Below are 21967 nucleotides of genomic sequence, written 5' to 3' on the forward strand. Positions count from 1 at the left end.
ACACGCCGGGCCCCGCGTCCGCCGAGCGTCGGCCACCCGTGCTCCAATCGCGGGCGTGGTGCATCGGGGGGAGACGGCGGGCGGGACCGGGCCGGTGCGCCGGGACCCGGCCGCGCCGGTGTACCGGCTGGTCCACCCCGCGACGGCCCCGGCCGCACCGCCCCGGCTCGACGCGACCCAGCAGGCCGTCGTCGACCACCCCGGCGGCCCGCTGCTGGTGCTGGCCGGGCCGGGCACCGGCAAGACCACCACGATCGTCGAGGCGGTGGCCGCCCGCATCGACCGCGGGGTCGACCCCGAGCAGGTCCTCGTCCTCACCTTCAGCCGCAAGGCCGCCGCCGAGCTGCGCGCGCGGGTCACCGCCCGCGTCGCCCGCACCATCCGCGAGCCGCTGGCCCGGACCTTCCACTCCTACGCCTACGGCGTCCTCCGCCGGGCGGCGCTGCTGCGCGGCGAGGCCCCGCCCCGGCTGCTCACCGCGGCCGAGCAGGACGCCGTGGTCGCCGCCCTGCTGCGCGGGGACCTCGAGGAGGAGGGGGCGGTGCGCTGGCCGGCCACCCTGCTGCCGGCGCTGGGCACCGCGGGGTTCCGCGCCGAGCTGCGCGACCTGCTGCTGCGCGCCACCGAACGCGGCATCGGCCCGGAGCTGCTGGCCGCCTGGGGTCGCGAGTCGGGGCACGAGGCGTGGGAGCACGCGGCGGCGTTCCAGGAGCAGTACGAGGCCGTCACCGCCTTCGCGACCGCCGGGCGCGGGGACGCCTCCGGCTTCGACCCGGCCGAGCTGGTCCGCGAGGCGATCGCCGAGCTCGCCGCCGACCCCGAGCTGCTCCGCCAGGAGCAGGAGCGCGCCCGGTGGCTGTTCGTCGACGAGTACCAGGACACCGACCCCGCCCAGGTCGAGCTGCTCGACCTGCTCGCCGGTCGCGGCGGGAACCTGGTCGCCGTCGGCGACCCGGACCAGGCCATCTACGCCTTCCGCGGCGCCGAGCCGCGGGGCATGACCGAGTTCCCCACCCGGTTCCGGCACGTCGACGGCCGCCCCGCCGCCCGGCTGTCGCTCGGGGTCTGCCGGCGGATGGGGCCCGAGCTGCTCCGCGTCAGCCGGGTGGTCGCCGACGGGCTCCCGGGCCCGTGGGGGCACCGCCGGCTGCGCGCGGCCGGGAGCGGGCCCGAGGGCGCCGCCGAGGTGCACGTGTTCGGGTCCGCGGCGGTGGAGGCGGCCTACCTGGCCGACGTCCTGCGCCGCGCGCACCTCCTCGACGGCGTCCCGTGGGGGGAGATGGCCGTCGTCGTCCGCACCGCGCAGGCGCTCGTCCCGCTGCGCCGTGCGCTGACCTCCGCCGGGGTGCCGGTGGAGGTCGCCTCCGACGAGCTGCCGCTGTCGGCGCAGCCGGCCGTCGCGCCGTTCCTCACCGCGCTCGACGCCCTGCTGCCGGACGCCGACGGCAGCCCGCCCGGCCTGGACGAGCCCGCCGCCGAGGCGCTGCTGACCTCGGCCCTGGGCGGCGCCACGGTGCTCGACCTGCGCCGGCTGCGCCGCGCCGTCCGGATCGCCCTGGCGCAGCAGGGGGTGGACGCCGCCGAGCGCGGCGCCCCGCTGGCCACCGCCGTCTCCGACGAGCTGCTGCTCGACCGGCTGCCCGAGCACGTCGCCCGCCCGGCCCGGCGGGTCGCCGGCGTGCTCGCCGCGGGCCGGGTCGCGCTGGCCGCCGACGGCTCCGCCGAGGACGTGCTGTGGGCGATGTGGCAGCGCAGCGGGCTGGCCGGGCGCTGGGCGCGGGCCAGCGCGGCCGGGGGCGCCGCGGGCGCGGTGGCCGACCGGGACCTCGACGCGGTGGTGGCGCTGTTCGACGCCGCGGCCGGCTTCGTCGACCGGCTCCCGTCGGCCGACGTGCGCGCGTTCCTGGCCCACCTGTCGGCCCAGGAGCTGCCCGGCGACACCGGCGCGGCGCGCGGGCGGGCCGAGACGGTCCGGCTGCTCACCGCGCACGCCGCCAAGGGCCTGGAGTGGGACGTCGTCTGCGTCGCGGGGGTGCAGGAGGGGGTGTGGCCCGACCTGCGGGAGCGCGCCTCCCTGCTCGGCACCGAGGTGCTCGTCGAGCGGGTGGCCGGGGTCGACGCCGCCGCCGTCGACCGGCGCAGCCTGGCGCTGGCCGAGGAGCGCCGGCTGTTCTACGTCGCGTGCACCCGGGCCCGCGCCCGCCTGGTCGTCACCGCGGTGCAGGGCGCCCTGGACGGTCCGGACGCCGGGGCGGCCCCCTCCCGCTTCCTCGACCTGGTCGTCCCGCCGCCCGACGACGGGCGGCCGCTGACCGAGCTGCCGCGCTCGCTCACCCTGCCGGCCCTCGTCGCCGAGCTCCGCCGGGCGCTCACCGACCCGCACACGCCCGCCGGGCGCCGGTCGGCGGCGGCCGCGGTGCTGCGCCGGCTGGCCGCCGAGGGGGTCCCGGGCGCCGCACCGGCCGACTGGTGGGGCCTGGCCCCGCTGTCGGACGACGCACCCCTGGTGCCACCCGCCGAGCTGGTGCGGGTGCGCCCGTCGGCCGTCGAGACCTACCAGCGCTGCCCGCTGCGCTGGGTGCTCGGCGCGGTCGGTGCCGAGGCGTCCCCCGACACCACGCGGACCGTCGGCTCGGCGGTGCACGCGGTCGCGCAGCGGGTCGCCGAGGGGCTGCCCCCGGCCGAGGCGGGCGACGCCCTGGCCGCCGAGCTCGACCTGCTCGACCTCGGCCCCGGCTGGGCCGACCAGCGGCAGCGCACCGCCGCGCAGGAGATGCTCGACCGGTTCCTGCGCTGGCACGCGGCCAACCGCCGCGAGCTGGTCGCCGCCGAGGCCGACGTCGACGTCGTCGTCGGCCGGGCCCGGATCCGCGGCCAGGTGGACCGGCTGGAGCGCGACGAGCAGGGCCGGCTCCTGGTCGTCGACCTCAAGACCGGCCGCACGGCGGCCAAGGACGTCGAGCAGCACGGCCAGCTCGCCGCCTACCAGGTCGCGGTCGCCGCCGGCGGGTTCGCCGAGCACGGCACGGTCCCCGGCGGTGCCGCCCTGCTCCAGGTGGGCACCGGGGCGAAGGCCCGCGAGCAGCGCCAGGAGCCGCTGCCGGCCGACGTCCCGCTCGAGGTGACACCGGCCGGGCAGCTGGTCGCCGAGGTCGGCGAGGGCATGGGCGCCGCGGCCTTCGAGGTGCGCTCCGGCGCGCACTGCCAGCGCTGCCCGGCCCGCCGCAGCTGCCCCCTGCACGAGCGCGGCCGGCAGGTGACCGGGTGAGCCAGCTCTCCTTCGACGACCTGGTCGCCGGGGAGGCGCCGTCCCCAGCCGAGCCGCGCCGGCTGCTCACCCCCGCGGAGGTCGCCGCGCGCTGCGGGCTGTCCTACGCCCCGTCGGAGGAGCAGGCCCGCGTGGTGGCCGCCCCCGCCGACCGGCCGCTCGTGGTCGTCGCCGGCGCCGGGTCGGGGAAGACGGAGACGATGGCCGCCCGGGTCTCCTGGCTGGTCGCCAACCGGGTCGTCGAGCCCGACGCGGTGCTGGGGCTCACCTTCACCCGCAAGGCCGCCGGCGAGCTCGCCGAGCGGGTGCGGCTGCGGCTGGCCGCCCTGGCCCGCCACCCCGACACGGAGCCGGAGCTGCGGGAGCGGCTCGCGGTGGCCCAGCCGACGGTGTCCACCTACCACGGGTACGCCGCCTCGCTGGTCGCCGAGCACGGCCTGCGCATCGGCGTGGAGCCCGGCGCGGGCGTGCTCGGCCCGGCGATGTGCTGGGGCCAGGCGACCGGTGTGGTCACGGCCTGGACCGGTGACATGGCCGACGTCCCCTTCTCGCTGCTCACCACGGTCGAGGACGTGCTCGCCCTCGCCGCGGAGATGGGCGAGCACGACGTGACGCCCGAGGCGCTGCGGACCTGGACCGCCCGGCTGGAGGCGCGGCTGGCCTCCTACCCCGACGCCCCGCGCAAGAAGGGCCCCTACAAGGACGTGCTCGACGTCCTCGCCCGGCAGCGTGCCCGGGTGGCCCTGCTGCCGCTGGTGGAGGCATTCGAGGCGCGCAAGCGGGCGATGGGGTCCATCGACCACGCCGACCAGGTCGCCTCCGCCGCCCGGGTCGCCGTCGCCGCCCCGGAGGTGGGCCGCCGGGAGCGGGCCCGGTGGCGGGTGGTGCTCCTCGACGAGTACCAGGACACCAGCGTCGGCCAGCTGCGCATGCTCGAGGCGCTCTTCGGCGGCGCCACCGGCCACCCCGTGCTGGCCGTCGGTGACCCCCGCCAGTCGATCTACGGTTGGCGGGGCGCCTCGGCCGGCACGATCGAGCGCTTCGCCCGTACCTTCCCGGGCACCCCCGGGCGGCCCGCGGAGCGGCTCACCCTGGCCACGAGCTGGCGCAACGACGCGGCCGTCCTCGCGGCGGCCAACGCCGTCTCCGCGACCCTGCCGGAGCCCGAGAACCCGCTGCCGGACCTCGCACCGGCCCCCACTGCCGGGCGCGGCGCCGTGACCGCGGGGCTCTACGCCACCGTCGCCGAGGAGACCGCCGCCCTGGCCGACCGGCTGGCCGCCTGCTGGCACGGCACCGACCCGGTCGTCGGCCGGCGACCGGACGGCCGGCCGCCGACGGTCGCCGTCCTCGCCCGGACCCGCAAGCAGCTGCCCGGCATCGCCGCGGCCCTCCGCGAGCGCGGCCTGCCGGTCGAGGTGGTGGGGCTCGGTGGCCTGCTGGAGGTCCCGGAGGTCTCCGACGTGGTGGCGACCCTCACCGTGCTGATCGACCCCACGGCCGGTGACGCGCTGGGCCGGCTGCTGACCGGTGCCCGGTGGCGGGTCGGCCCCCGGGACCTGGCCGCGCTGGAGGCCCGCGGTCGGGCGCTGGTGCGCGCTCGCCGCGCAGCCCCCGGGGAGCCCGCCGAGGGGGAGCCCGCGGCGCCGCCCGAGCGCGGCAGCATCGTCGAGGCGCTCGACGACCCGGGGGACCCCGCCGCCTACTCGCCGGCCGGCTACGCCCGGCTGCGCCGGCTGGGCGCCGAGCTCTCGGCCCTCCGCGGCCGCCTCGGCGAGTCGCTGCCCGACCTCGTCGACGAGGTGGCCCGCACCCTCGGCCTGGAGACCGAGCTGGCCAGCGCCCCGGAGGTCAGCCCCGCCGGGGCGCGGGCGCACCTCGACGCGCTGCACGCCGTCGCCGCCGACTTCACCGAGCTGGCCGACCTGCCCTCGCTGCCGGCCTTCCTCGGGTACCTCCGCGACGCGGAGGAGCGCGAGCGCGGCCTCGAGCCGGGCGAGGTCGCCGTCAACCCCGAGGCGGTGCAACTGCTCACCGCGCACTCGGCCAAGGGGCTGGAGTGGGACGTCGTGGCCGTCCCCGGCATGACCGCCGACCAGTTCCCGGCCCGCTCGCAGGCCGGTGACTCCTGGATCAGGGACCCCGGCGCGGTGCCGGTCGACCTGCGCACCACCGATCGCGCGGAGCTGCCGCAGTGGCGGCTGCCCGTGCCCGGGTCGGGCGACCAGGCGGCGGTGAAGGCCTCCCTGGAGGAGTACGTCGAGGAGTGGAAGGCCTTCGGCCTCGGCGAGGAGATCCGGCTGGGCTACGTGGCGGTGACCCGGGCCCGGCACCTGCTGGTCTGCTCCGGCAGCTGGTGGCGCGAGGGCCTGCGGCCCAACGGGCCGTCCACGCTGCTGGAGACGGTGCGGGAGGCCTGCGAGGCCGGCGCCGGCACGGTCGTCGCCTGGGCGCCGGCGCCGGAGGAGGGCGCGGAGAACCCCGCGCTGGCCGAGTGGCCCGTCGGGGTCTGGCCTGCCGACCCGCTGTCGTCCGGCCGGCGCCGGGCGCTCACCGCCGCGGCCGAGCTGGTCGCCGGCACCCCGCCGCACCCGCTCGACGCCGAGGCGGCGCTCGGCGGGGACCCCGTCGTCGAGCAGTGGGTGCGCGACGCCGACCTGCTGCTGCGCGAGCGCGCGGCGGCGGCCGCCCCCGCGGTCGACGTCCCGCTGCCGGCGCACCTGTCGGTCTCCGCGCTGGTCACCCTCCGCCGCGACCCGGCCGAGCTGGCCCGCCGGCTGCGGCGCCCGATGCCCGCCGCGCCGGCCCCGCAGGCCCGCCGGGGGACGGCGTTCCACACCTGGCTGGAGGAGCGCTTCGGCGCCGCCCGGCTGGTCGACCTCGACGCGCTGCCCGGCTCCGGCGATGCGCTGGCCGCGCCCGACAGCGCGCTGGCCGAGCTGCAGGAGGCCTTCCTCGCCGGCGAGTGGGCCGACCGCCAGCCGCTGGAGGTGGAGGTGCCCTTCGAGACGCCGCTGGGCCCGCTGACCCTGCGCGGGCGGATCGACGCGGTCTTCGCCGACGGGGACGGCGGGTACGAGGTGGTCGACTGGAAGACCGGCCCGCCGCCGACCGGCCGGCAGCTCGCCGCCGCCGCCGTGCAGCTGGCCGCCTACCGGCTGGGGTGGGCGCGGCTGACCGGGGTCCCCGTCGAGCGGGTCAGCGCCGGCTTCCACCACGTGGCCGCGCGGGTCACCGTGCGGCCGGTCGACCTCCTCGACGAGGCCGGCCTGCTGGCGCTGGTCACCGGTACCGCGGAGGAGTGAGCGGCCGGCGGACGGGCCGGGGTCAGCCGTCGAGGAGCAGGTCGGACTGCCGGACCGGCGCGCCCCCGGGTGCTCGGGGCGCGGCCGCGGGGGTCACGCCGAGGCGATCCGGTCCAGGACGGCGGCGGCGAGCGCGTCGGGGGCCTCCTCGGGGATCCAGTGGCTGACCCCCGGCAGTGCGACGAAGCGGAAGTCGCCGGTCACGCAGCGCCCGCACCCCTCGGCGGCGGCGCGGCCGATGGCGACGTCGCCGTCGCTCCACACGTAGGTCGTGGGCACCGCCACCGGGTCGACCGGCGTCCCCGTGCTCATCGCGCGGTACCAGTTGAGCGCAGCGGTCAGCGCCCCGGGCGCGGACAGCACCGCCACGTACTGGTCGGCCGCCTCGGCGGGCACCGCGTCGCCGAGCATGCGGCGCAGCCGCCGCGCGCCGTCGGCCAGGAGCACCTCCTCGGCCTTGCCCTCCTGCCAGAACAGCCGGATGTAGCCCGAGCGCTCCTTCTGCTCGGGGTCGGTGCGGTAGGCCTCGGTGAACGCGGTCGGGTGCGGCACCGACACCGCGGTCAGCGACCGCACCCGGTCGGGGTGCCAGGCGGCCAGCGCCCACGCGGCGTTGGCGCCCCAGTCGTGCCCGACCACGTCGGCGACCGGCACCTCCATCGCGGTCATCAGGTCCGCGGTCACCTGGGCCAGGTTGGGCAGCGCGTAGGCCTCCACCTCGGCCGGCCGGGCACCGGGGGAGTAGCCGAGCTGGTCGACGGCGTAGGTCCGCAGCCCCGCCTCGGCCAGCCGGGGCGTCACCGCCGCCCACGACAGCGACGTCTGCGGGAAGCCGTGCAGCAGCACGACCGGCCGACCGTCGTCCGGACCGTCGGCCCGGACGTCGAAGGTGAGGTCGCCGACGTCCACCTGCAGCAGCTCTCCGGGCATGGCCGCGACGCTAGCCCCGGCGGACGACGTCCGCGCGCGCCGCTACCGTCGGACGCCGTGGCCAGCCCTGAACGCGACTTCGTGACCGCGCACCTCACCGACCTGCACGCCGACCTCGACGCCTGGCTGCGCATCCCGTCGATCTCCGCCGACCCGGCGCACTCCGGCGACGTCGCCGCCAGCGCCGCCTGGCTCGCCGACGCGCTGCGTCGCACCGGGTTCCCCACCGTCGAGGTCTGGGAGACCCCCGGCGCGCCCGCGGTGTTCGCCGAGTGGCCCGCCGGTGACCCGGCGGCCCCCGTGGCCCTCGTCTACGGCCACCACGACGTGCAGCCGGTCGACCCGCTCGAGCTGTGGGAGCACCCGCCGTTCGAGCCGACCCGGGTCGAGGGCCCCGACGGGCCGGAGCTGCACGCCCGCGGGGCCATCGACGACAAGGGCAACGTCGCCTTCCACCTGCTGGGCATCCGCGCCCACCTGGCCGCGACCGGGCGCACCAGCCCCGCCGTCACCGTCAAGCTGCTGGTCGAGGGGGAGGAGGAGTCCGGGTCCCCCCACTTCGCCGCCCTGCTGCGCGAGCGCGCCGACCGGCTGCGCTGCGACGTCGTCGTGGTCAGCGACACCGGGATGGCCGCGCCGGACGTCCCGAGCGCCGTCGTGGCGATGCGCGGGCTCGCCGATGCCGAGATCACCCTGCGCGGACCGGCCGTCGACCTGCACTCCGGCTCCTTCGGCGGCGGGGTGCCCAACCCGCTGCACGCGATGGCCCGGCTGATCGCCGCGCTGCACGACGACCAGGGGCGGGTCACCCTGCCCGGCTTCTACGACGCGGTCCGGCCGCTCACCGACCGGGAGCGCGAGCTCATGGGCCGGGTGCCCTTCGACGAGGCCGCCTGGCTGGCCGGCCCGGCCGCCTCGCGCACCGCGACCGGCGAGGCCGGGTTCAGCACGCTGGAGCGCATCGGCGCGCGGCCGACCGCGGAGGTCAACGGCATGTGGGGCGGCTACACCGGCCCCGGCCACAAGACGATCGTCCCCGCCGAGGCGCACGCCAAGATCACCTTCCGGCTGGTGCCCGACCAGCGCCCCGCCGACCTCGCCGAGCAGGTGAAGGGGTGGGTCGCGGCGAACCTGCCCGAGGGGATCCAGGCCGACGTCCACGTCCCCGCGGGCGGGGTCTCGCCGTGCGCCAGCGACCTCGACTCCCCGGCGATGGACGCGTTGCTGGCCGCCATCGGGCAGGCCTTCGACACCGACCCCGCCGACGTCCTCTTCACCCGCGAGGGCGGCAGCGGCCCCGAGGCCGACCTGGTCGAGGCCCTCGGCGCGCCGCTGCTGTTCCTCGGGGCCGGGCTGCCGACCGACCGCATCCACTCCCCGAACGAGCGGGTCCTGCTGCCGATGCTGCACCGCGGCGCGGAAGCGGCGGCCCACCTGTGGCGGGAACTGGCCGCCGTGCCGGTCGTGCGCTGAGCCCGAGCGGGCCGCCGCCGTCCTAGGGTGTCGCCGTGACCGGACCTGGACAGCCGAGCGCACCGGCGGGCTGGTACCCGGACCCGGACGGGACGCCGGGGACCGCGCGGTGGTGGAACGGCCTGAGCTGGTCGGACGTCACCACCCCGGCCGGGCCCGGGGTGCGGGTCCAGGCGGTCGCCGTCCAGACCCCGCCGGCCGCCCCGCCGGCCGCCCCGCCGGTGGCTTCGGCCCGCAGCCGCACCCCGTGGGTGGTCGGTCTCTCCGTGGTCGCCGTCGTCGTGCTGGTCGTCGTCGGTCTGGTGGTCGGGCTCCCCACCGGTGGGGAGGACCCCGACCCGCCGGTGGCCGGCCCCGCCGCGCCCGCGGGCCCGACCTTCCCGCCCGGCACGGTGCGGATCGTCGACGAGGCCGCCGGCATCGCCTACCCGTTCCTCGGCGAGGGCTGGTACGAGTACGACCTCGGCCCGGTGCTGGAGACCACCGCCGTGGCCGGGCAGTTCTTCACCACCCAGGACCTCACCCCCGACGGCGGCACCTTCATCGCCCAGTGCACCTCCGGGCCGCTCGCCCCCGAGTTCGGGTACGCCGGCCCCGCCACCCTGCAGGGCACCCTCGCCCAGGTCGCCGACAGCGTGCGGCTCAACTACTACCCCGGCCCCAACGAGCGCCGGGTGCTGCGCGACGAGGGGCTCACCGTCGACGGCGCCCCGGGCCACGTCCTCGTGTTCGACCTGACCTGGGACGTCGAGGGGTACGACGCGACGGGGGAGCGGGCCGCGCTGCTGCTCGTCGACGTGGGGCGGGACGCACCGGCGCTGCTCTACCTCTCCATCCCCAACACGCACGCCGAGCTCTACGGCGTCATCGACCGGGTGATCGGCGCCGTCGAGGTGCTGTGAGCTCTGTCATCGGTCGGCCTACCGGCCTCCGACCGCGGCCACGTGCCGTCCCCGGCCCGCGCGGAGCCGCTCTGCCGCGTCCCTCCTCGCCGGACCCTGCGGGCCCCGCTCGTCGGTCGCCGACCGCGGCCGGGTGCCGTCCCCGGCCCGCGCGGAGCCGCTCTGCCGCGTCCCTCCTCGCCGGACCCTGCGGGCCCCGCTCGTCGGTCGCCGACCGCGGCCGGGTGCCGTCCCCGGCCCGCGCGGAGCCGCTCTGCCGCGTCCCTCCTCGCCGGACCCTGCGGGCCCCGCTCGTCGGTCGCCGACCGCCGCCGGGTGCCGTCCCCGGCCCGGGCGGGTCGTCGGCGCCGCACCGAGGTGCCGGGCCTCCCCGCTCGGCGCGGGAGGTCCCCGGGGCAGCGGCTAGTGTCGGGTCGTGACAGCAGCTGCTGCCGACCTCATCCTCCGGCACCCGGTCGAACGCTTCCGGCTCGACAACGGCCTGCGGGTCGTCGTCGCCCCGGACCGCAGCGTCCCCGTGGTCGCGGTGACGGTCTCCTACGACGTCGGGATGCGCAACGAGCCGGAAGGCCGCACCGGGTTCGCGCACCTCTTCGAGCACATGATGTTCCAGGGCTCGGCGCACGTGCCGAAGATGGAGCACGCCCGCCTGGTCCAGGCCGCGGGCGGCACGTTCAACGGCTCGACGCACCAGGACTACACCAACTACTACGAGGCGCTGCCGGCCGAGGCGCTGGAGCGGGCGCTGTTCCTCGAGGCCGACCGCATGGCCGCCCCGGCGATCACGCCCGAGAACCTCCGCAACCAGATCGACGTGGTCAAGGAGGAGATCCGGGTCAACGTGCTCAACCGGCCCTACGGCGCCTTCCCCTGGCTGCAGCTGCCGCAGATCGCCTTCGAGAGCTTCGCCAACACCCACGACGGCTACGGCTCCTTCGTCGACCTGGAGTCCTCGACCGTCGAGGACGCCCTGGACTTCTTCCACCGCTACTACGCCCCGGGCAACGCCGTCCTCTGCCTCGGCGGCGACCTCGACGTCGCCGAGACCGAGCGGCTGGTGCAGCGCTGGTTCGGCCCCATCGAGGCGCGCGACGTCCCGCCGACGGCGGCCACCGGCGAGCCGTCCCCGACGGCGGTCCGCCGCGACGTGGTCGAGGACCGCCTGGTGCCCACCCCGGCGCTCGCGCTCGGCTGGCGGGTGCCCGACCCCGTGGGCGACCTCGACACCTACCTCGGTACCGTGCTGCTCGCCGAGCTGCTCAGCGAGGGCGACGCCTCGCGGCTGGAGCGCCGGCTGGTCCACGACGACCGCATCGCGGTCGCGCAGAGCAGCTACGTCGGGCTCTTCGGGGACCCCTTCGACGTCCGGGACGCCACGCTGCTGACCACCCAGGTCCACCACCCCGCCGCCGTGCCGGCCGACGACGTCATCGCCGCGGTGCACGACGAGGTCGGGCGGATCGCGACCGAGGGCGTGGGCCCCGACGAGCTGGCCCGGGTGCAGGCCCGGACCGAGGCCCAGCTGCTCCGCCAGGCCGACTCCGTGCTCGGCCGCACCCTCGCCTTCGCCGCCGCCGAGCTGGTCCACGGCCGCGCCGAGCTGGCCGGCGAGCTGGCGGCCCGGCTGGCGGCGGTCACCCCCGAGCAGGTGCAGGTGGCCGCCCGCGGACTGGACCCGGGCACCGTGGCGGTGCTGGAGCTGCGTGCCACCGGAGGTGCCCGATGACCGCGCCGGACCTCCTCCCCCCGCTGGGCGAGCCCCGCCCGCAGCCGGAGCTGGCCGTCACCGAGGAGACCCTGCCCAGCGGGCTGCGGCTGGTCGTCGTCCCGCGGCCGGGCGTCCCGCTGGTCGAGCTCCGGCTGCGCGTGCCCTTCGCGGCGGCCACACCACGGGGCGCCGCGCAGCACGTGGCGCGGACCTCGGTGCTCTCCGGCGCCGTGCTCCTGGGCACGGGCGCGCACGACGCCACCGACATCGCCATGCTCGTGCAGGAGCACGGCGGCGAGCTCTCGGTGTCCGCCGACCCGGACCGGCTGCTGTTCTCGACCACCCTGCTGGCCGAGGGGCTGGCACCGGTGCTCGGGGTGCTCGCCGAGGTGCTCACCGGCGCCACGTACCCGGCCGACCGCGTCGAGGCCGAGCGGGCCCGCGTCGCCGAGCGGATCGCCATCGCGCGCTCCCAGCCCGGGGTCGTCGCGCGCACCGCGCTCGCGGCCCGCCGCTACGGCACCCACCCCTACGCCGAGCAGCTCCCGGCCGTCGAGCTGGTCGCCGGCGTCCGCAGCCAGGCGCTGCGCAAGCTGCACCGCGAGCGGGTGCTGCCGGCGGGCAGCACGCTGGTCCTCGTCGGCGATCTCGACCCGGCCGCCGCGGTGGACGCCGCCGGTGCCGCGCTGGCCGGCTGGACCGGTGAGGGGACCGCGGTGGCCGCCCCGCCGGCGCCGCAGCTGGCCGCCGGCCACCTGGAGCTGATCGACCGGCCGGGGGCGGTCCAGTCCAACCTGCGGCTGGGTGGGCCGGCACCGCAACGCACCGACCCCGACCTCCCCGCGGCCCGGCTGGCCGCCATGGTCTACGGCGGCTACTTCTCCTCGCGCCTGGTCGAGAACATCCGCGAGCGCCGCGGCTACAGCTACAGCCCGCGCAGCGCCGTGGACCACTTGGCGGCCGCGTCGTCCCTCCTGGTGGAGGCGGACGTGGCCACCGAGGTGACCGCGCCGGCGTTCCTCGAGACCTGGTACGAGCTGGGCCGCATGGCCACCACCCCGGTGACCGAGGCCGAGCTGGACGCCGCCCGCCGCTACGTGCTGGGCAGCATGGCCCTGTCGACGGCGACGCACGCCGGCCTGGCCAGCACCCTGTCGGCCCTCGTGGGGTCCGGCCTGCCGCCGGGCTGGCTGGCCGAGCACCAGCGGGCGCTGGCCGGGGTGACGGTCGAGGAGGTGCAGGCCGCGGCCCGCCGCTACCTGTCCCCGGCGGCCCTCACCGCGGTCGTCGTCGGCGACGCCGAGCGGGTGGCCGACGAGCTGCGCGCGCTGGGCCCGGTCGACGTCCGCGCCTCGGCCTCGGACGGCGCGCCGGCGTGAGCGTCCCCGAGGGCGGGAGCACGGCCGCCGACAACCCGCAGCAGCCCACGGTGACCAGCTGGCCCGAGGGCTCGCGCCCCTCGCCGCCCGGCCCGGTGCCGCTGCTGTCCCGGGCGGCGCACGACCGCAGCCACCTGGCCCGCGCGCTGCCCGACCCGACGGAGGGCCGGCCGGTGCGGGTGCTGCTGGTCGACGAGCGCCGCACGGTGCCGGTCCACGAGGACGGCGAGCGGCCCCGGCTGCTCTGGGAGGAACGCGCCGGGCTGCCGGAGGGCGCGGTGTACCTCGGTGAGGCCGAGGGCGTCCCCTACGCCGCGGTCCGCGCCGAGCGCCGGCCGACCGTCGCCGGTCGTCCGGTGGACGGCTGGAACGGGCTGCGCGAGCTGGGCGCCGACCTCGACGACCTGGACGCCGGCCTGCTCGCCGAGGCGATCGGCATCCTCGAGTGGCACGAGCGGCACCGGTACAGCCCGCTGTCCGGCGCGCCGACCACGGTGGAGCGGGCCGGCTGGGTGCGCCGCGACCCGGAGACCGGCGCCGAGCTGTTCCCGCGCACCGACCCGGCGGTGATCATGCTCGTGCACGACGGCGCGGACCGCTGCGTGCTGGGCCGCCAGGCGGTGTGGCCGCCGGGCCGGTACTCCATCCTGGCCGGCTTCGTCGAGCCGGGGGAGTCCGCCGAGGCCGCGGTCGCCCGGGAGGTGGCCGAGGAGGTCGGCGTCCGGGTCACCGACGTGCGCTACGTGGGCAGCCAGCCCTGGCCGTTCCCGCAGTCGCTGATGCTCGGCTTCACCGCGCGGGTGGAGGGCGACCCGACCCTGCGGCTGGACCCGACGGAGATCGAGGAGGCCCGGTGGTTCACCCGGGACGAGCTGCGCTCCGGGGACGGTCCGCGCGCGCTGCCCCCCGCGGTCTCCATCGCCCGGCACATCATCGACCGCTGGGTGGCCGGCGAGCTGTAGGGGGACGGGCCGTCAGGCGAGGCGGCCCCGGAGCACAAGCGCGGGCCGGTCGGGGGAGTCGGCCAGCACCACCGCGTCGGCGAGCGCGACGGGGTCCACCTCGTCGTCGTACCGGTCGAAGGCGGGCAGCTCCCAGGCCTGCTCGGGCGGCGTCCGGCGGCGTCGGGCGGCCGGACCGACCCGCAGGTGGACGACGACGTCGAACGCCAGGCCCAGCCCCTGCAGCATCGCACCGGGCACCAGCAGCACGCCGCGGGTCGGTGCCGGACGACGGTCGGCTCGGGCGGCGCGGTCGGTCTCGACGTTCCACAGCACCGGCAGGTACAGCCCCGGGCCGCCCGGCCCCACGGGGTCGAGCACCTCCCGGGCCAGGGCGCCCGCGTCCAGCCAGTCGGTGTAGCGGGCGTCGGGGTCGGTGCGGCCGTGCTCCAGGCGGAGGGAGGCCGGGCGCAGGAAGCCCCCGGCGGGGACGACGGCCGCGCCCCGGCCCAGCGGCGGCAGCCGTTCGGCCACGGCGGCGGCGAGGACCTCCGGCGCGGCGACGTCGGGGCCGTCGACGGCCACCCGCAGCGCGGCGGCGCCGGGGTCGGGGTCGAGGTCGGCGAGCAGGCCGGCCAGCCGGTCGGCCAGCGCCTGCGGGGTGAGCGGCTCCGGCCGGGTCAGGACCGGCTCTCCGCGGCCGCCCCCCGCCGGGTGCGGGTGCGGCTCCGGGCCGGGCGCTCGTCACCGGCGGCGGGCTCGCGCGGCGCCGGCGGCCGGGGGACGCTGCCACCACCGGTCGGCGCCGCCGGCGCGGGGCGGGCGGCCAGCTCGTCGAGGACCTGGCGGGCCAGCTCCGGGACCGGCCGGCCGGAGGCCCGGGCGTTGCCGCGGAGCAGCTCGAAGGTGGCCCGCGGGGAGGTGCCGAGACGCTCGGCCAGGACGCCGATGGCGCGCTCGGTCGACACCCGGGCCGCGAGGGCGTGCTCCAGCTGGGCGACGGTGCGCTCCAGGGCGGCGATGCGGGCGTCCCGGGGGTCGACCTCGGGCTCCGGTGCGCCGGAGCCCCGGGCCGCGCGGCGCGCGGTGCGGTCGGGCTCCACGGGCGCGCCCAGCTCCTCGGCGACCAGGTCGGCGAGGGTCATGCCCTCCACGAGGTCCGCGACGTCCTCCGCGCGGCCCGGGGACAGCACCGACCACCCGCGCTCGGTCCGCACCACCACGACCGACGGGGTGTCGGCCCGCAGGACGTCCTCCGGGCCGACGCCCGCGACGGCGATATCGACGCTCGTGCTCACGTCAGCGGCCTCCGCAGGGTCGAGGGCCCGGTGGGACGGCCGGGCGCCGGCGGGCCGTCGTCCCGGCCCCGTGCACGACGATCATGCCTCTTGGCGCACCGCGTGCGCGGGAACACTCGCCGTCATGCCCCGGCTTGCTGGGTGAGCTGTGCCTTCACCTGGTCGATCCCCGGGTTGGTCAGCGCGGTGCCGTCCGCGAACACCAGGGTCGGGACGGTGCGGTTGCCGCCGTTGGCCTGCATCACGATGTCGGCCGCGGCGGGCTCGCGCTCGATGTCGACCTCGGCGTAGTCGATGCCCTCGCGCTGCATGAGCTTCTTGAGCCGGACGCAGTAGCCGCACCACGGGGTGGTGTACATCGTCACGGCGGGGGTCGCAGCGCTCATGGGGTCGGTGTCCTCCTGGTCGGGTGCGGGGGCGCGGCCGGTGCGGCCGCTGCCGTCCCCAACGCCGCGCCCCTGGGGATGCTTCCCCCGCCCGTCGGTGCCGGCTGGGAGGATGGGCGGGCTGTCGAGGGAAGGCGGGGGAGCGGATGTCGCAGATGGTCGGGGCGCCCGGCGCCGTCCGCGCGACCGGCGCGGAGGTGGTGCTCGCGCAGCTGGACGACGAGCAGCGCGCGGCGGCCTCCGCGGTCAGCGGGCCGGTCTGCATCCTCGCCGGGGCCGGCACGGGGAAGACCCGCACCATCACCCACCGGATCGCCTACGGCGTGCACACCGGTGCGTTCGTGCCCGAGCAGGTGCTGGCGGTGACGTTCACCGCCCGGGCCGCGGGGGAGCTGCGCACCCGGCTCGGGGGGCTCGGGGTCGGCGGGGTGCAGGCGCGGACGTTCCACGCCGCCGCGATGCGGCAGCTGCGCTACTTCGCCCCGCAGGTGCTCGGGGGCCCGATGCCCGGCCTGGTGGAGAACAAGCTGCGGCTGGTCGCCTCCGCGGCGTCCCGGGCCCGGCTGACCACCGACCGGACCAGCCTGCGCGACCTCGCCGGCGAGATCGAGTGGGCCAAGACCACCCTCGCGACGCCGGAGGACTACCCCGCCCGGGCCCGCGCCGCCGGTCGCGAGCCGCCGTTCGAGGCGCCGGCGGTCGCCCAGGTCTACGCCTCCTACGAGTCGGCCAAGCAGCGTGACGGCGTCCTCGACTTCGAGGACCTGCTGCTCGTCACGGCCTTCGCCATCGAGGAGCACGCCCCGGTGGCCCGCCAGATCCGGGCCCAGTACCGGCACTTCGTGGTCGACGAGTACCAGGACGTCAACCCGCTGCAGCAGCGGCTGCTCGACGCCTGGCTGGGCGGGCGGGCCGACGTCTGCGTCGTCGGGGACCCCAACCAGACGATCTACTCCTTCACCGGCGCGGACCCGGACTACCTGCTCGGCTTCGCCGACCGCTACCCCGACGCCGAGGTCGTCAAGCTGGAGCGCGACTACCGCTCGACGCCGCAGGTGGTGGCGCTGGCCAACAAGCTCATCGGGCAGGCGCCGCCGCGCAAGGGCCTCCCGGGGCTGCGCCTGCTCGGGCAGCGCGCCGAGGGGCCCGCGCCGCGGTTCTTCGAGCACCCCGACGAGCCGACCGAGGCCGCCGCCGTGGCGCAGGCGTGCCGGGCCCTGGTCGAGGCGGGGACGCCGGCCTCGGAGATCGCGGTCCTGTTCCGCATCAACGCCCAGTCCGAGGTGTACGAGAACGCGCTGAGCGCGGCCGGTGTGCCGTACGTGCTCCGGGGCGGCGAGCGGTTCTTCGAGCGCCCCGAGGTCCGGGAGGCCGTGCTGCTGCTGCGCGGGGCGGCGGCCGGTGGTTCGGAGCCGGGCGCCCTGGTGCCCACCGTCCGCGACGTGCTGGCCTCGACCGGCTGGGTCGAGCACCGCCCGCCGCCGGGTGGCGCCGCGCGGGACCGGTGGCAGTCCCTCGCCGCGCTCGTCGACCTGGCCGTCGACCTGGTCGCCGAGGACCCGACCATCGACCTGCCCGGGTTCGTCACCCACCTCGCCGCCCGGGCCGACGCCCAGCACGCCCCGACCGTGCAGGGGGTCACCCTGGCCTCGATGCACGCGGCCAAGGGCCTGGAGTGGGACGCCGTCTTCGTCGTGGGCCTGGTCGACGGCGTCCTCCCGATCGCCCAGTCGCTGTCGCGGCCGGAGGCGGTCGAGGAGGAGCGGCGGCTGCTCTACGTCGCGGTCACCCGGGCCCGCGAGCACCTGACGCTCTCCTGGTCCCTGGCCCGCAACCCCGGGGGGCGCCGGTCCCGGCCGCGCAGCCGCTTCCTCACCGGCCTGGTGCCCGAGTCCGCGCCGACCGCCGCTCCCGCCGCGCGCCGGCAGAAGCGGGCCAAGGTGGTCCTCGAGGGGGAGGCCGGCGAGCTGTTCGAGCGGCTCCGCGCCTGGCGCAGCGCCACCGCGCAGGCGGCGTCCGTGCCGGCCTACGTCGTCCTCACCGACGCCACGTTGCAGGCGATCGCGGAGAGCCGGCCCGGCACCCTGCGGGAGCTGGCCGCGCTGCCGGGGATCGGGGCGCGCAAGCTCGAGCTCTACGGCGAGGACGTCCTCGCCACGGTGAGCGCTTGATCCCCTGCTTTCCGTGACGGCGAACGGGTGACGGGGCTCACACCTCGCCCGCCGGGTCAATTGCGTTGACCGCCCTCGCGGGGCCGCCCTACTGTCCTCATCGCGCCTGGGGGAGTTCCCGGGCGCGCCAGACCCCGGTCCCGGCGCCCGCGCCGGCACCCGATCCCCGGAGAGGAGGGGAACGATGATCACCACGATGACCGCTCTCGTCCCCTCCGCGGCCTCCTGGACGGGGAACCTCGCCGCGCGTCCGGCCGATCTCCAGGCCCCGTGCCCGGCCGCTCGTCTGCGCGCCCTGCCGCCCGTCGGTGCCGTCGCCCCCGAGGTGTTCGGCATCGCGCCCACCGCGGGTCGCCCCGACGGAACCGCCGTGCCCTCCGTGCCCGTCGCCGCCCAGTTCGGCACCCGTGAGCAGTCCTACACCCAGCACGACACGACCCCCGGGATCCACTCCCCGCGGAGACCGCTGAGCTAGCGCTCACCAGGTCCTCCTCGAGGCCGCGGAACCCGAACCCCGGGTCCGCGGCCTCTCTCGTTGCAGGCCGCGACACCCGGCCCGACCTCCGGTCGGCGGTTCCCCGCCGGCCGTGGACGAGACGAGTACGAGGAGGAGCGGCAGTGCAGCAGGCGATCGACCGCCCGTCGTCCCACCGCCGGCCGGGGCTCCCCCGGACCGGGGGCCCCCTGCCCCGACGGCCCGTGCGGGTTCCGCCGGCGCCGGTGCGCCGGCCCCTGCCGTGCCGGACCGACCCGGACCTGTGGTTCGCGGAGAGCCCGGCGCTGCTGGAGCAGGCCAAGACGCTCTGCGCGGAGTGCCCGGTCCAGGCGGCCTGCCTGGCCGGCGCCCTGGACCGCGGGGAGCCGTGGGGCGTCTGGGGCGGCCAGATCTTCGAGCGCGGGGTGGTCATCCCGCGCAAGCGCCCGCGGGGACGTCCCCGCAAGGTCATCGCCGCGTGAGCGGCGGGACCGGCCTCGCCGCGTGAGCGGCGGGACCGGCCTCGCCGCGTGAGCGGCGGGACCGGCCGCGCCGCGTGAGCGGTGCGGCACCCCTGACCCATCGACCGACGCCACGGGCCCGCCCGGGCCCACCCGAGAACCGAGGAACCGCCGTGCACACCACCGAGTACCACATGGCCGTCGACCGACTGCGCGAGCTGCGCGCCGAGGCCGACACCGCGAGCCGGGCGGCCCGCCTGCGCGCCGCCCGCCGCTGGGCACGCCGCGCGGAGTACGCGACCCGCCGGGCCGCGCGCGCCAGCGCCGCCGTCCGCTGACGGTCTCCCCGGCCGGGATCGGGCGTCCCGCACGCCCGGTCCCGGCCCGATCCGTCCTCCCGCGGGGCATGCTGGAGGGGTGCAGCCACCGGAGCTGACCTGCCGGCGCTGCGGCCGGTCCGGGCGGGCGGCCGACGCCGCGACCGGTTGGTCGTTGGACACCCCTCCGCGGCCGACGGGGTCGGCGGGCGGGCCGGCGCCCGGGCCGACGACGGCGCTGTGCCCGGACTGCGCCCGGGAGTGCGTCCGCGACCTGGAGGCCCGCCTGGACCCGTGACACCGCGACCGGGGCACCGGTGACGGGCCGGCCGGTGGAGCCCGTCAGCCGGTGAAGCCCGGCAGCCACTCCTCGACGACGCTGCGGAAGTCACCGGCCGCGTCCAGCTGGCACAGGACGCCGATCGAGCCGATCGTCACGCGGTGGATGAGCAGGTAGGCCGGCGGCAGGTTGAGCATCCGGCCCAGGCGGCTGGCCTCGCTGCGCGGGTCCGCGACCCGGGCCGCCTGCTCCTGCATCCAGGCGCGCGTGAAGTGGAAGTGGTGGCCGGTGATCGGCTCCAGGAGCGGCAGCAGGTACTCGAGCACCCCCTGGGCGTCCACCGCCACGGTGGGCCGCACGAAGCCCTCGCCCCGCAGGTCGGCGAGCACGTCCTCGGCGCGCCCCTCGAGCGCCCAGCGCACCAGCCGGCCGATCGGCTCGGGGTGACCGTCGGGGAGCCGCGCGGTCGCGCCGAAGTCGATGACGCCGAGCCGGCCGTCGGGCACCAACCGGAAGTTGCCCGGGTGCGGGTCGGCGTGCAGCAGCCCGGCGCGCTGCGGCCCGGAGAAGTGCAGCACGGCCATGAGCCGGCCCGCCCGGTCGCGCTCCTCCCGGGTGCCCGAGGCGATGATCCGGGAGAGCGGGGTGCCCTCCAGCCACTCGGACACGATCACCTTCGGGGCGCTCGCGACCACCCGCGGGACGACGATCTGCGGGTCGTCGGCGTAGGCGGCGGCGAACCCGCGCTGGGCGTCGGCCTCGAGCCCGTAGTCGAGCTCCTCGACCACCCGGGCCTTGAGCTCGGCGATCAGCGGCTTGACGTCCATGCCCGGGAAGAGCGCCGCGAACAGCCGCGCGAACCGCGCCAGCTGGTTGAGGTCGGCCATGAGGGCGGTCGCCGCCCCCGGGTACTGGATCTTGACCGCCACGTCGCGGCCGTCCCGCCAGGTGGCCCGGTGCACCTGGCCGATGCTGGCGGCGGCCGCGGGTAGGTCGTCGAAGTGGCGGAACCGCTCCCGCCACCGGCCGCCGAGCTGCTGGGAGAGCACCGCGTGCACGGTGCGCGCCGGCATGGGCGGCGCCTCCTCCTGCAGCTTCACCAGCGCCTCGCGGTACGGGGCGGAGACCTCCTCCGGCACCGCGGCCTCGAAGACCGACAGCGTCTGCCCCAGCTTCATCGCCCCGCCCTTGAGCTGGCCCAGGACGGCGAAGAGCTGCTCGGCGGTGCGCTGCTGCATCTCCGCGGCCACGGCGTCGGCCGACTGGCCGGAGAGCCGCTTGCCGATCCCCAGGGTGGCGCGGCCGGCCGCCCCCAGCGGCAACGAGGCCAGCCGTGCGGTCCGTGAGACCGACCCTCGCGGCATCTCACGTCCGGTCTCGCTCACGCTCTCTCCTCGCTCGCGCGCGGCCGCGCCGGGGCACCGATCGGTGCCCCGGAGCCCAGGCCCTGACGCGCACCCCCCGCGGGTCCGCTGGCGCACACTGCCGCCATTGTCCCCCGACCGACGGGCCGGGCGCCGGGCGTGGTCGGTGACCTCATCCCCCCGGGGGCCGTGGCGGGCGGCACCGGCACTCGGGATGGGCACCCCAGCGCCGGCTCCGGGGGGTGAACTGGGGCGGCCGCAGCTCCAGGGTCGCCCCCAGCGTGACCGGGGCGCCGCCGCCGTCGACGTAGCCGAGGACCTGGACGGCGGCGGTCAGCGCGGTGAGCAGGCAGGTGACGGTGGCGCCGGCCGGTCGCGCATCGGTGGCGAGCTGCGCGGACAGCACCGGCCAGCGCGGGTCGGCGTCCCGGCGGAGCAGCTCCGCGCAGCGCAGGCAGCCGGTCCGGCCGGGGACGACGAGGGGGCCCACCACGCCGGTCTCCCCGCGGACGGTGGCGACCAGGTGGGCGACGCCGTCGCGCTGCAGGTCGGCCACGCGGGGGTCGGTGGACGCCCAGGCCCGGGTGAGGACGACCAGGTCGGCGGGCCCGGCCGGGGGCCGCAGGTCGGTCAGCGGGCTGGCCCGGCGGACGGCGTCGGCGGCGGCCAGGCCGCGGGGCCGGCCCTCGTCGGCGGCGTCCAGCCCGCCCACCACGGCGTCGCCCGCGGCGACCGGCCCCGTGTCGCGGACGTGCACCCGGCCCACGCCACTCGCGGCGAGGACGGCGGCCAGCGGGACCCCGACCCGGGTGGCGCCGTCGACCACGACGGTCGCCCGGCGGCGGGCCTGCCACCGGGCACCCCCGGTGGCCGTGGGGAGCTCGGCCGCCGCCCGCGCCGAGGCGGCGGGACCGGCGTCGGTGGCCAGCAGGTCCGCGGCCTCGAGGTCGACCAGCAACCCGGTGTCGACCAGCGCCCGCAGCACGGCGTCCACCGCGGTGGGGTCGTGCCCGTCGCGCACCGCGTCGGCGACCACGGCGCGCCAGGTGCGGCGGCCGTCGAGCCCGCGGAGCAGGCGCTCGAGCGCACCGGTGGCGGGGGAGACCACCACCCCGTCGGTCGAGTCGACGCCGCCCACCTGGAGGGCCGGACCGTCCGCGCCGCCGGGCAGGCGCAGCACCGGCACGGTCGGGGGCAGCAGCGGGTGGGAGGTGTCGGTCACCGGGGGAGGGTGGCAGGGGCCGGACCGGTCGCGGGGCCGTCGCCCGGGGCCTGTGGACGACGACGGCGGCGCCCGCGGTGCGGTGCG

The 21967-nt window shown here is 78.0% G+C and carries 17 protein-coding genes; 11 read left to right on the top strand and 6 right to left on the bottom strand.

Features of this window, described 5'->3' with window-relative positions; all coding sequences use genetic code 11:
- Positions 1–55 precede the first annotated feature (55 nt).
- Both D0Z06_RS09300 and D0Z06_RS09305 read left to right on the top strand, forming a co-directional pair.
- Positions 56–3268, top strand: a complete 3213-nt coding sequence (locus D0Z06_RS09300) for an ATP-dependent helicase (protein ID WP_233517559.1) — start codon at positions 56–58, stop codon at positions 3266–3268.
- Positions 3265–6573: an ATP-dependent DNA helicase gene (locus D0Z06_RS09305; RefSeq protein ID WP_117377081.1), complete on the top strand. Its 3309-nt coding sequence runs from the start codon at positions 3265–3267 to the stop codon at positions 6571–6573. The genes D0Z06_RS09300 and D0Z06_RS09305 overlap by 4 nt, the downstream gene beginning before the upstream one ends.
- Before the next feature lie 93 nt (positions 6574–6666).
- On the opposite strand, the gene D0Z06_RS09310 is transcribed toward D0Z06_RS09305, so the two are convergent.
- Complete coding sequence (locus D0Z06_RS09310) at positions 6667–7503, bottom strand: alpha/beta fold hydrolase (protein ID WP_117377082.1); 837 nt, start codon at positions 7501–7503, stop codon at positions 6667–6669.
- A 57-nt stretch (positions 7504–7560) separates the two neighbouring features.
- Between D0Z06_RS09310 and D0Z06_RS09315 the strand changes: the two genes are divergently transcribed.
- The 5 genes from D0Z06_RS09315 (at position 7561) to nudC (ending at position 13927) form a co-directional block, all read left to right on the top strand.
- Complete coding sequence (locus tag D0Z06_RS09315; RefSeq protein WP_117377164.1) at positions 7561–8976, top strand: M20/M25/M40 family metallo-hydrolase; 1416 nt, start codon at positions 7561–7563, stop codon at positions 8974–8976.
- A 35-nt stretch (positions 8977–9011) separates the two neighbouring features.
- Positions 9012–9878 (top strand): DUF2510 domain-containing protein, encoded by an 867-nt coding sequence (locus tag D0Z06_RS09320; protein WP_117377083.1) that lies wholly within the window; start codon positions 9012–9014, stop codon positions 9876–9878.
- 415 nt (positions 9879–10293) lie between these two features.
- On the top strand, positions 10294–11604 hold the full coding sequence (locus tag D0Z06_RS09325) for a M16 family metallopeptidase (protein WP_117377084.1): 1311 nt from the start codon (positions 10294–10296) through the stop codon (positions 11602–11604).
- On the top strand, positions 11601–12965 hold the full coding sequence (locus tag D0Z06_RS09330; RefSeq protein WP_117377085.1) for a M16 family metallopeptidase: 1365 nt from the start codon (positions 11601–11603) through the stop codon (positions 12963–12965). The genes D0Z06_RS09325 and D0Z06_RS09330 overlap by 4 nt, the downstream gene beginning before the upstream one ends.
- Complete coding sequence (gene nudC, locus D0Z06_RS09335; protein ID WP_117377086.1) at positions 12962–13927, top strand: NAD(+) diphosphatase; 966 nt, start codon at positions 12962–12964, stop codon at positions 13925–13927. Before D0Z06_RS09330 ends, nudC begins: the two co-directional genes overlap by 4 nt.
- Before the next feature lie 12 nt (positions 13928–13939).
- On the opposite strand, the gene D0Z06_RS09340 is transcribed toward nudC, so the two are convergent.
- From D0Z06_RS09340 to D0Z06_RS09350, 3 genes are all read right to left on the bottom strand, one after another.
- Complete coding sequence (locus D0Z06_RS09340; RefSeq protein ID WP_233517560.1) at positions 13940–14491, bottom strand: nucleoside/nucleotide kinase family protein; 552 nt, start codon at positions 14489–14491, stop codon at positions 13940–13942.
- Between the two features lie 95 nt (positions 14492–14586).
- The gene (locus tag D0Z06_RS09345; RefSeq protein ID WP_117377088.1) at positions 14587–15204 is read right to left on the bottom strand and encodes an ANTAR domain-containing protein; all 618 of its coding nucleotides are present in this window, start codon (positions 15202–15204) and stop codon (positions 14587–14589) included.
- A 122-nt stretch (positions 15205–15326) separates the two neighbouring features.
- On the bottom strand, positions 15327–15590 hold the full coding sequence (locus D0Z06_RS09350; RefSeq protein ID WP_117377089.1) for a mycoredoxin: 264 nt from the start codon (positions 15588–15590) through the stop codon (positions 15327–15329).
- A gap of 146 nt (positions 15591–15736) precedes the next feature.
- Here D0Z06_RS09350 and D0Z06_RS09355 point away from each other — a divergent pair, with 146 nt between their 5' ends.
- The 4 genes from D0Z06_RS09355 to D0Z06_RS25730 all read left to right on the top strand — a co-directional run bounded on the left by D0Z06_RS09355 (position 15737) and on the right by D0Z06_RS25730 (position 19035).
- Positions 15737–17761, top strand: a complete 2025-nt coding sequence (locus D0Z06_RS09355; protein ID WP_117377090.1) for an ATP-dependent helicase — start codon at positions 15737–15739, stop codon at positions 17759–17761.
- Positions 17762–17945: 184 nt separating this feature from the next.
- Positions 17946–18236, top strand: a complete 291-nt coding sequence (locus tag D0Z06_RS09360; protein ID WP_117377091.1) for a hypothetical protein — start codon at positions 17946–17948, stop codon at positions 18234–18236.
- A 224-nt stretch (positions 18237–18460) separates the two neighbouring features.
- Complete coding sequence (locus D0Z06_RS09365) at positions 18461–18718, top strand: WhiB family transcriptional regulator (protein WP_304999755.1); 258 nt, start codon at positions 18461–18463, stop codon at positions 18716–18718.
- Between the two features lie 152 nt (positions 18719–18870).
- The gene (locus D0Z06_RS25730) at positions 18871–19035 is read left to right on the top strand and encodes a hypothetical protein (RefSeq protein WP_199522224.1); all 165 of its coding nucleotides are present in this window, start codon (positions 18871–18873) and stop codon (positions 19033–19035) included.
- Between the two features lie 321 nt (positions 19036–19356).
- Here the strand turns inward: D0Z06_RS25730 and D0Z06_RS09375 are convergent, their stop codons facing one another.
- Positions 19357–20679: an ABC1 kinase family protein gene (locus D0Z06_RS09375; RefSeq protein WP_233517561.1), complete on the bottom strand. Its 1323-nt coding sequence runs from the start codon at positions 20677–20679 to the stop codon at positions 19357–19359.
- Between the two features lie 151 nt (positions 20680–20830).
- A complete protein-coding gene (locus tag D0Z06_RS09380) occupies positions 20831–21880 on the bottom strand; it encodes a ThiF family adenylyltransferase (protein WP_117377093.1) in 1050 nt (349 codons plus the stop codon).
- Positions 21881–21967: the final 87 nt, after the last annotated feature.

It is taken from the genome of Geodermatophilus marinus (assembly GCF_003428645.1).
Classification (GTDB): Bacteria; Actinomycetota; Actinomycetes; order Mycobacteriales; family Geodermatophilaceae; genus Geodermatophilus.

Bases quoted from the DNA above. Each gene is read 5' to 3' on its own strand.
- D0Z06_RS09360 (WP_117377091.1), top strand. From the start codon at position 17,946: ATGATCACCACGATGACCGCTCTCGTCCCCTCCGCGGCCTCCTGGACG.
- D0Z06_RS09350 (WP_117377089.1), bottom strand. From the start codon at position 15,590: ATGAGCGCTGCGACCCCCGCCGTGACGATGTACACCACCCCGTGGTGC.
- D0Z06_RS09355 (WP_117377090.1), top strand. From the start codon at position 15,737: ATGTCGCAGATGGTCGGGGCGCCCGGCGCCGTCCGCGCGACCGGCGCG.
- D0Z06_RS09310 (WP_117377082.1), bottom strand. From the start codon at position 7,503: ATGCCCGGAGAGCTGCTGCAGGTGGACGTCGGCGACCTCACCTTCGAC.
- D0Z06_RS09330 (WP_117377085.1), top strand. From the start codon at position 11,601: ATGACCGCGCCGGACCTCCTCCCCCCGCTGGGCGAGCCCCGCCCGCAG.